The organism is Mesorhizobium waitakense (assembly GCF_056431085.1).
This window is the reverse complement of record NZ_JBWKME010000064.1, coordinates 85001-94009: the sequence shown is the minus strand read 5'-3', so window position 1 is coordinate 94009 and position 9009 is coordinate 85001. Positions and strand designations below refer to the sequence as shown.

The following is a 9009-nucleotide window of genomic DNA, read 5'->3' as shown; positions in this document are numbered from 1 at the left end:
ATGTTGAATCAGAACCGCGATGATTTGGGAATCCTACGACTCCTATAAAGCTCATCCCGCTCTAGCGGCGTTTTCTGCGCTTCCGGTGCTCACGGACCCGGAATATTCCAGATGATCTGATGGGCTAACCCTGTTCCTGCATCCGCCGAGCGATTGCCCGCTGCAGGTTCGGGGCAGCAGTGACCAGCGCCTTGGCCGCCTCGGATTGCGGGTGATCCAGCACCTCGTTCGTCTTGCCGCGCTCGACGATCTTGCCGTCATGCATGACCAGCACCTCGTCCGTGATGGCACGGGCGACGGACAGGTCGTGTGTGATGAAGAGATAGGCGATGCCGAGTTTTTGGTTGAGCTCGGCGAACAAATCCAGGATCTGGGCGCGGATCGAGACATCGAGCGCCGAGACCGGCTCGTCGGCGACGACCAGCTTGGGGCGGGTGATGATGGCGCGGGCGATCGAAAGGCGCTGGCGCTGGCCGCCGGAAAACTCATGCGGATATTTGTCCATGTCGCGCTGGTCGAGGCCGACTTCATGCAGCGCATGCGCCACCATTTCGTGGCGCTCGGCGCGCGTCGGCTTCTTGTCCAGAACATGCAGGGGTTCGGCGACCAGTTTTTCAACCTTCTGGCGCGGGTCGAAGGAGCCGTAAGGATCCTGGAAGACAACCTGCATGTCACGCCGGGCCGGCTTCAGTTCCGCTTCGCTCTTGCCGGTGATGGACTCGCCGCGAAACCGGATCGTGCCCGAGCTTGGTCGGTCGAGCGCCAGGATCATGCGGGCGAGCGTTGACTTGCCACAGCCGGAGCGACCAACCAGCGCCACCGATTGGCCTGGCGCCATCGACAGGGATACATCGTCCACGGCACGGATATCAGGCGCACGCCTGAACAGCGAGGTGCGCCGGCCAGGATAGTCGCGCGTCACGCCCTCGACCTGAAGCAAGAGTTGGCTCGATCCGACGCCATGCGGCCTCGCCCGCGCCGGCACATGCATCGAGGCCCGCGCCAGTTGGCGCGTGTAGGGGTGGAGCTGTTCGGACAGCGTGCGCGCCGTGTCGCCGGCCTCCATCACCTCGCCGTGGCGCAGGATGGTGATGCGGTCGGCCATCTCGGTCACCACCGCAAGATCGTGCGAGATCAACAGCAGGCCCATGCGGCTCTCCGCGACGAGGTCGCGCAGGAGGTCGAGGATCTGGGCCTGCAGAACAACGTCGAGCGCCGTCGTCGGCTCATCGGCAATCAGCAGCTTCGGTTTCAACGCACAGGCGATGGCGATGACGACGCGCTGGCGCTGGCCGCCGGACAGTTCGTGTGGATAGCGCGAGAGAGGGAATTTTGCCGAGGGCAGGCCGACGCGGTCGAGCATTTTTCGCGCACGCTCCTCGGCCTCGGCGCGGCTTGCCCTGGTGTGCCAGCGTATGCCCTCGGCGACCTGTTCGCCGATCGTCTTGACCGGATTGAGCGCCGTCATCGGCTCCTGGAACACCATGCCGATGTCGTCACCGCGCAGCGCGCACATCTGGTCCTCGGTTGCCGCGAGGATGTCGATGCCTTCGAACGAGACGCGCCCGGTGACGCGCCCGGCATGAGGCAGAAGCCGCATCACCGTCAGCGCCGTCATCGACTTGCCCGAACCGGATTCACCGACCAGTCCCATGACCTCGCCGGGCGCAACGGAAAGCTCCATGCCTTTGAGGATCGGCGTGTCGCCTATGGTCAGCGACAGGTTCTCGACCTCGAGCAGGCTCATCGCTGCCGCCGCGATTTCGGGTCGAGGATGTCGGCGATGCCATCGCCCAGAAGGTTGAGCCCAAGCACGGTGACGACGATCGCCATGCCGGGAAAGATTGCCATCCACGGCGCCACCACCATGCGGGTCTGCGCGTCGAACAGCATGCGGCCCCAGCTCGGCATCGGCGGTTGGGCGCCCAGGCCCAGATAGGAAAGCCCGGCTTCGGCCAGGATGCCCAACGCGAACTGGATGGTGCCTTGCACCAGAAGCAGCGTGGCAATGTTGGGCAGCACATGTTCGATGCTGATCTGCGTGCTGCTCTTGCCGGCGGCACGCGCGGCAAGGATGAACTCGCGCGGCCAGATCGCCAGCGCGCCGGCCCGTGCGACACGGGCAAACACCGGAATGTTGAAGATGCCGATGGCGATGATGGCGTTGACGGCGCCCGGTCCGAAGATGGCGGTGATCATGATGGCCGACAGCAAGGCGGGGAAGGCGAAGACGAGATCGTTCAGCCGCATCAGCGCCTCGTCGACGAGGCCGCCGCGCGCCGCGGCAAAGGCGCCGAGCGGCACGCCGACACCCATGCCGATGCCGACCGCGACCAACGCCACGGCAATCGAATTGCGGGCGCCGACCATGACCATCGACAGGATGTCGCGGCCGAAATGGTCGGTGCCGAACCAGTGCGCCAGCGAGGGGGCTTGCGTCTTGTCTGATATCACCAGTTTCGTCACGTCATAAGGTGTCCAGACGTAGGAGATGATCGCCATCGTCAGGATCAGCAAGGTGATGACGAAGCCGGCAACGAAGGCGGTGTTCCTGAACGCCTTGGCCAGGATGCTGCCGAACGTCTCCTCGGGGATGTCGATGTGCAGCGTCATTGCCTGCTCCTCAGGCGCGGATCGACGACTGCATAAGAAAGATCGACAAGGAGGTTGACGGCAATGACGGCGGCGACCAGCAGCATGACGACGCTTTCGACGACGATCAGGTCGCGCTGGGTGATCGCCTGGAACACCAGCCGGCCGAGGCCGGGCAGATAAAAGACATTCTCGATGATGATGGTGCCGGCAAGCAGGAAGGCGAACTGCAGGCCAAGAATGGTCAGCACCGGGATCATGGCGTTGCGCAGCGCGTGCCGCCACAGCACTGCGCGATAGGGCAGGCCCTTGGCGCGGGCGGTACGGATATAGTCCTCGTTCAGCACCTCGATCAGCGCCGAGCGGGTGACGCGCGCCAAGATCGCGGCCTGCGGCAAGGCAAGCGCCACTGCCGGCAGCAGCAGCGATTTCATCGCCGGCCAGGGGCCGGCGCCCCAGCCGGGAAAGCCGCCGGCCGGGACCAGCCGCAGCCAGACGGCGAAGACATAGATCAGCATCAGCGCGAACCAGAAATTGGGGACAGCGACGCCAAGCTGAGCGGCGCCCATCGCCACCGTGTCGCCGGCCCGTCCGCGCCGGCTGGCCGAAAACAGGCCGACCGGAATGGCGATGATGGTGGAGAGCGCCAGCGCAATCAGCGCCAGCGGCAGGGAGACAGCCAGCCGCTCGCGCACGAGATCGATGACCGGCACCGAATAGGTGTAGGAGCGGCCGAAATCGAGGCTGAGCAGCCCGCCGGCCCAATGCAGATAGCGCCAAGGCAGCGGTGCGTTGAGCCCCATCTGATTGCGCAACAGTTCGACCTGGTCGGCGCTGGCGTTCATGCCCAGCATCAGCCGCGCCGGGTCGCCGGGCAGGATCTCCAACACGGCGAACACCACCATGGAGGCCAGCACCAGCGTGGCGACGGCGATAGCGAGGCGCTTGAGGAGATAGGGCGTCATGGGGCCGCGGCGTTGCCGAGGGCAGACAACAAGTGACGATAGCGTTCTGCGACGCCCCCCTCTGTCCTGCCGGACATCTCCCCCTCAAGGGGGGAGATCGGCAATTTCAGCGCAGGCGCTACAACGGCTTCATTGATGAATGGCGAAAGCGGTGACAAGAGCGAAATCTCCCCCCTTGAGGGCGGCAAGGCAGAGGGGGGCGCGAAGGAGCGCAAGCGGCGCCTTTTGGCCAACAGCCTTACTCGCTCCACTTCACCTTGGTCAGGTCATTGGCCTGGATCGGCGCGTTTTCCCACAGCCCTTGAAGCTTGGCATCCCAGACGCCGACCTTGGGCAGTTCGAAGAGGAAGCCGACCACGGCATCATCGGCCAGGATCTTCTGCGCCTGTCCGAGCAATTCCTTGCGCTTGGCCTCGTCGGAGGTGAGGTTCAGATCGGCAATCACCTTGTCGAAGGCCGGATTGTCGTAGTTGAAGTAATAATCCTTGCGCGAATAGATATCGATATCGTTGGGCTCGGTGTGCGAGACGATGGTCAGGTCGTAATCCTTCTTGGTGAACACCTGATCCAGCCATTGCGCCCATTCGACCGGGATGATCTCGAGATCGATACCGACGTCGCGAAGTTCCGAGGCGATGATCTCGCCGCCTAGCCGCGCGTAAGAGGGCGGCGGCAATTTCAGCGTCGCCTTGAAGCCGTTCTCCAGTCCCGCCTCCTTCAGCAGTTCCTTGGCCTTGGCGACATCATGCGGATAACGGCCGGTGAGGTCGACATAGTCCTTGTTGGCCGGCGACATGTGCGAGCCGATCGGCTGACCGAGGCCGGCCGAGGCGCCGTCGATGATCGCCTTGCGGTCGAGCGCATAGGAGATCGCTTGTCTCACCTGCAACTTGTCGAAAGGTGGCTTCTTGTTGTTGATCGACAGGAGGGTTTCGCCCTCGGTCGCGCCGATCACCACCTTGAAGCGCGGGTCGTCCTTGACCTGGGCGACGCTGTCGGCATCGAAGAACGGGAAACCCTGGATGTCGCCAGACAGCAGCGCCGGTACGTAGGCCGCCGCATCCGGCACGATGCGGAACTCGGCCTTGTCGAGAGACACCGGCGTGCCCCAGTAATTGTCCGACTTGACCAGCGTGATCGACGATCCCTTGGCCCAGCTCTGGAATTTGAACGGGCCGGTGCCGATCGGCTTCTCCTTGTTGGTGTCGGCCGATTCAGGCGCCACGATCACCGCGTCGCCCCAGCCCATATTGTAGAGGAAGGACCCTTGCGGGTTCTTCAATGTCACCTTGACCGTCGCCGGGTCGACGACATCGACCTTGTCGATCGCTGCGAACAGACCCTTCTGCGCATTGACCGAATTGTCGGCGCGGGCGCGGTCGAGCGAGAACTTAACGTCACTGGCGTCGAAATCGGTGCCGTCGTGGAATTTGACGCCGGTGTGCAGCTTGAAGGTGTAGACCTTGCCGTCATCGGAAATGGTCCAGCTTTCGGCCAGGTCCGGCAGCACCTCGCCATTCGGCCCGATACGGGTCAGGCCCTCGAACACATTGGCGTAGAGAACCTCGTCGATGGCCGCGGCAGCACCGGCGGTCGGATCGAGGTGCGGCGGTTCGAGCGGGATGCCGATGACGAGATCGGTTCGCGCGGCGAATGCCGACGTGCCAGTGGCCAGCGACAGCACCGCTGCGGCCAGGATGGTTTTCCACAATCTCATCGTGCAACTCCCCATGCGTTTTCAGACACGTGCTCAAACCCGGGCGATAGAAGCGTGATTTGGCCACGGAGTAAATTGCGTTTCGCCTGCCCGGCAGGATGGCTGGGAATGTTTTTGCCGTGACAGCCCTGTCGGCTGGTCGAAGCTTGTTTGCGATGCGACTATCCCGTGGCTGTGCCGCGCAGCAGCACGTTGAGCCCGATCGCCATCACCTTGGCCGCTTCCACCATGTCCGATATCCCGACCCATTCGTCCGGCCGGTGGGCGAGGTCGAGAATGCCCGGACCGTAGGCGATGCAATCATAGATATGGCCGATGCGGGCAATGTGCTTCTGGTCGTAGGTGCCGGGCGAGATCACATAGTCCGGTTCGCGGTCGAAGATCGCCATGATGCCTTGCGCCACCGCCTTGACCACGGGCGCGTCGCGCTCCGTCATCAGCGGCAGCACTTCCATCAAGTCGCGGATCTCATAGTCGAATTTTTTCCGCTCGCGCTTCAGCCGGTCGAGAATGCCGGTCACTTCACCTTTGACCGTGTCGAGGTCCTCCTCGAGCAGGAAGCGGCGGTCGATGGTCAGCCGGCAGGAATCGGGCACGTTGGGCGAAGGCAGGCCGGGCCGGAAATCCTCGGTCTGGCCACCGTGGATGGAGTTGATGTTCATGGTCGAGCGCTTGGCGCCTTCGGGCACGACCGGCATGCGCGTCGTCTTGCGGTCGAGCGCGGGGAACAGTTCATCCTCGAACGCCTGCAGCACGGCGCCCATATGGCGCACCGCATTGTCGCCGAGAAACGGCATCGAGCCGTGCGCGATCTCGCCCTTGGTCTCGATCTCCGCCCACCAGACGCCGCGATGACCAAGGCAGATGCGGTCCTTGTTCAGTGGCTCGGGGATGATGACGTGGTCGACCCTGGGTTTCGAGAAATAGCCGAGCCTGGCCAGATGGGCGACGCCGCCGAAGCCGCCGGATTCCTCGTCGACAGTGCCCGATATTTCGATGGCGCCTGGAAAGTCGGGAAACACCTCCATGAAGGCTTCCGCTGCAATGACCGAGGCGGCAAGGCCACCCTTCATGTCGCAGGCACCACGGCCGTAGACCTTGCCGTCGCGGACCACGCCGGCAAAGGGATCGACGCTCCATCCGTCGCCGGCTTCGACAACGTCGATATGCGAGTTGAAGTGGACGCAGGCGCCCGGCGACCGTCCGTCGAACCGTGCAACGACATTGACACGCGGGTAGCGATCGGTGTCGCCGGGTGTGCCCTCGGCACGGATGAATTCGGTCCCGAAACCACTCTTCTTCAGTCGCGCACTGAGATATTCGGCGCATGGCCGGTAGGCCTCGCCGGGTGGGTTGATGGTCGGAAATCGGATCAGGTCGGCGGTCAGCGCGACGACATCGTCGCGCCGGTCATCGATAGCCTTGAGGAGTCGCTCGTTCATGCGACGAGTTGAGCAGCGATATCAGCGGTTTTGCAAGCCCGACGGTGAACAGACCGGTGCGGCGTGTCGTTGCGGCAACTATCGCGCGAGATCGTTCAAATTCGCTGCTTTGGATTGGCGAATTGGTCAAGGAGTGTGTGCTATCGCATCACTTGCCATTAAAAAGATGAAAAACAACGTGATGGCAGGCAAGTAAGGGGCAATCAAAGGGGTTTGATCGCATGAAAAAGACTGTTCTCATGGCAGCCGTGTTTGTCGCGATGCTGTTCGGTGCCGCGGGGCAAGGCTGGGCGGCCAGCCTCGTTGCAAACATAGATGTGTCGTCGCAGACGATGACGGTCAGATACGGCTTTTCGGTTTACCGGTGGAGCGTGTCCACCGCGCGATCCGGCTATTTCACGCCGCGCGGCACCTATCGGCCGCAACGCACGGCTCGGATGTGGTATTCGCGCAAATACCATATGTCGCCAATGCCTTATTCCGTGTTCTTTCATGGCGGCTATGCCATCCATGGAACCGGCGCCGTCAGGCAACTCGGCAGGCCGGCATCGCATGGCTGCGTGCGGCTGCACACGGCCAACGCCGCGACCTTCTATTCGATGGTGCGGGAAGTGGGTTTCGGCAACACGCGGATTGTCGTGACGAACTAGGGCCGTCGGTCGGGCATCGTCCGGATCGCGGCGCAGTCTGGTCTTGTGTTAGCCGGTTCAACGTATCGCTGAACTGGTCTAACTGTTTGTTGGCACTTTTTTGTGAATTGCTTTGGCTGTCGACGCCAGTGGCAAGTCGGAACGCATAACAATCCTGGCATGATCACTGCCGACAGCCGGCGCGTCTTTCTACGCGGCGCCAATTTTCATTACCATGTGGAAAGCATTGGTATGAGACGTTCCGCCGGTGGTGGCAGCACCTGGGCGACCGGCTTCTATATGAGATGTCTCTTACTTTTTGCAGGCCGGTCAATCGGTAACCAGAAGTCTCGCCACCGCGCACCGATTGTCGGAATTGACAGATGCTCTCCCAGCCAGAAATGGACGATCGTGTTTCCAGTCGGCCCGCCGGGGTGGTTATTCTTGGTGGGGCGCACGGGACGCTGGCGCTGGCCAGGAGCCTTGGCGCGCAGAAAGTGCCGGTCTGGCTGATAAGCGCCGACACGCCTTTGCCCCGCTTTTCGCGTTACGCTCATCGGCAGATGACGTGGCCCGGCCCCGAGGATGACGGCGCCGTTGCCTTCCTGCTCGACCTGGCTGCGACCCAGGGATTGGGCGGCTTTCTTCTGGTTCCCGGCGGCGACCCTGAAGTTCGCCTGGTGTCACAAGCCATCGAGCAACTGTCCGATATATTCGACGTGGTGCTGCCACCATGGCAGCAGCTGAAATGGGTTTGTGAGAAGCCGCTCCTGTATCGCCGTGCCCGCGAACTGGCGCTCGCCATTCCGCTGACCTACGAGTTTGCTTCGGTTGAGCAGGCAGGGGCGGCCGAGCTTCGCTTCCCCGTCATCCTGAAGCCGAACATGGGAGGGCGCAGCCGTTTCGCCCGTGCAAAGGCCATTCTCGCCAACGACCAGGCGTCGTTCCTGACAGCCTACGAATGGGCCGCCGAAGAGATCGGTTTTGAGAATGTCGTCGTTCAGGAAATGATACCGGGAGGAGGAGAAAACCAGTTTTCCTACGCGGCGCTGTGGAACCGGGGCGCGCCGGTGGCCGAGTTCACTGCCCGCCGCAGCCGGCAATATCCGGTCGAGTTCGGCTATACCAGCACGTTCGTGGAGGTGGTCGACGAGCCGCAACTGATCGACGCCGCGCGCCGGCTTCTTGGATCGATCGGCCACCACGGACTTGTGGAGGTCGAATTCAAGCGCGACCCCCGCGATGGCTCGTTGAAGATACTCGATGTCAATCCGCGGCCCTGGACATGGTTTGGGCTTGCCGATGCCGCGGGCGTCGATCTCGGCGCCATGCTTTGGGCAATCAGATCGGGCCGCGAGGTCGGGGCGGTCTCGGCGCGGCCGAATACATCCTGGATGTACCTGGTTCGGGATATAGTGGCCGTCAGCAAGTTGATCTCAAGTGGCCGGCTGACAAGGCGGGCCTATTTGCGCTCGTTCGGTTCGGTGCGGGCATGGGCGACATTCACGGCAAGCGACCCGATGCCAGGCCTGATCGACATACCCTTGACCATGTGGAGAGTGTTGACGAGGCGAATACTTCGCAGGCGGTGAAACCATTAACCGACAATGCCAGGTCATCTGTCGGACAGGCGGTAGGATGCGGTTCATTTCCGCATTCTTAAC

General features: G+C 62.6%; 7 protein-coding genes. 2 read left to right on the top strand and 5 right to left on the bottom strand.

Annotation, left to right across the window (positions count from 1 at the left end; genetic code table 11):
* Positions 1 to 124: 124 nt before the first annotated feature.
* The 5 genes from AC07FD_RS15700 to AC07FD_RS15680 form a co-directional block, all read right to left on the bottom strand.
* Entirely contained in the window at positions 125 to 1747 is a 1623-nt protein-coding gene (locus tag AC07FD_RS15700) for an ABC transporter ATP-binding protein (protein ID WP_478350570.1), read from the bottom strand.
* Positions 1744 to 2613, bottom strand: coding sequence for an ABC transporter permease (locus AC07FD_RS15695; RefSeq protein ID WP_478350569.1), 870 nt, complete (start codon positions 2611 to 2613; stop codon positions 1744 to 1746). The genes AC07FD_RS15700 and AC07FD_RS15695 overlap by 4 nt, the downstream gene beginning before the upstream one ends.
* A complete protein-coding gene (locus tag AC07FD_RS15690) occupies positions 2610 to 3557 on the bottom strand; it encodes an ABC transporter permease (protein ID WP_478350568.1) in 948 nt (315 codons plus the stop codon). Before AC07FD_RS15690 ends, AC07FD_RS15695 begins: the two co-directional genes overlap by 4 nt.
* Before the next feature lie 238 nt (positions 3558 to 3795).
* On the bottom strand, positions 3796 to 5274 hold the full coding sequence (locus tag AC07FD_RS15685) for an ABC transporter substrate-binding protein (RefSeq protein ID WP_478350567.1): 1479 nt from the start codon (positions 5272 to 5274) through the stop codon (positions 3796 to 3798).
* 161 nt (positions 5275 to 5435) lie between these two features.
* Positions 5436 to 6716, bottom strand: coding sequence for an acetylornithine deacetylase/succinyl-diaminopimelate desuccinylase family protein (locus tag AC07FD_RS15680; RefSeq protein ID WP_478350566.1), 1281 nt, complete (start codon positions 6714 to 6716; stop codon positions 5436 to 5438).
* A 221-nt stretch (positions 6717 to 6937) separates the two neighbouring features.
* On the opposite strand from AC07FD_RS15680, the gene AC07FD_RS15675 reads away from it, so the two are divergent.
* A complete protein-coding gene (locus AC07FD_RS15675) occupies positions 6938 to 7366 on the top strand; it encodes a L,D-transpeptidase (RefSeq protein WP_095087450.1) in 429 nt (142 codons plus the stop codon).
* Between the two features lie 362 nt (positions 7367 to 7728).
* Positions 7729 to 8937, top strand: coding sequence for a carboxylate--amine ligase (locus AC07FD_RS15670; RefSeq protein WP_478350565.1), 1209 nt, complete (start codon positions 7729 to 7731; stop codon positions 8935 to 8937).
* Positions 8938 to 9009 lie beyond the last annotated feature (72 nt).

Bases quoted from the DNA above. Each gene is read 5' to 3' on its own strand.
- AC07FD_RS15675 (WP_095087450.1), top strand. From the start codon at position 6,938: ATGAAAAAGACTGTTCTCATGGCAGCCGTGTTTGTCGCGATGCTGTTC.
- AC07FD_RS15670 (WP_478350565.1), top strand. From the start codon at position 7,729: ATGCTCTCCCAGCCAGAAATGGACGATCGTGTTTCCAGTCGGCCCGCC.
- AC07FD_RS15700 (WP_478350570.1), bottom strand. From the start codon at position 1,747: ATGAGCCTGCTCGAGGTCGAGAACCTGTCGCTGACCATAGGCGACACG.
- AC07FD_RS15680 (WP_478350566.1), bottom strand. From the start codon at position 6,716: ATGAACGAGCGACTCCTCAAGGCTATCGATGACCGGCGCGACGATGTC.
- AC07FD_RS15695 (WP_478350569.1), bottom strand. From the start codon at position 2,613: ATGACGCTGCACATCGACATCCCCGAGGAGACGTTCGGCAGCATCCTG.
- AC07FD_RS15685 (WP_478350567.1), bottom strand. From the start codon at position 5,274: ATGAGATTGTGGAAAACCATCCTGGCCGCAGCGGTGCTGTCGCTGGCC.
- AC07FD_RS15690 (WP_478350568.1), bottom strand. From the start codon at position 3,557: ATGACGCCCTATCTCCTCAAGCGCCTCGCTATCGCCGTCGCCACGCTG.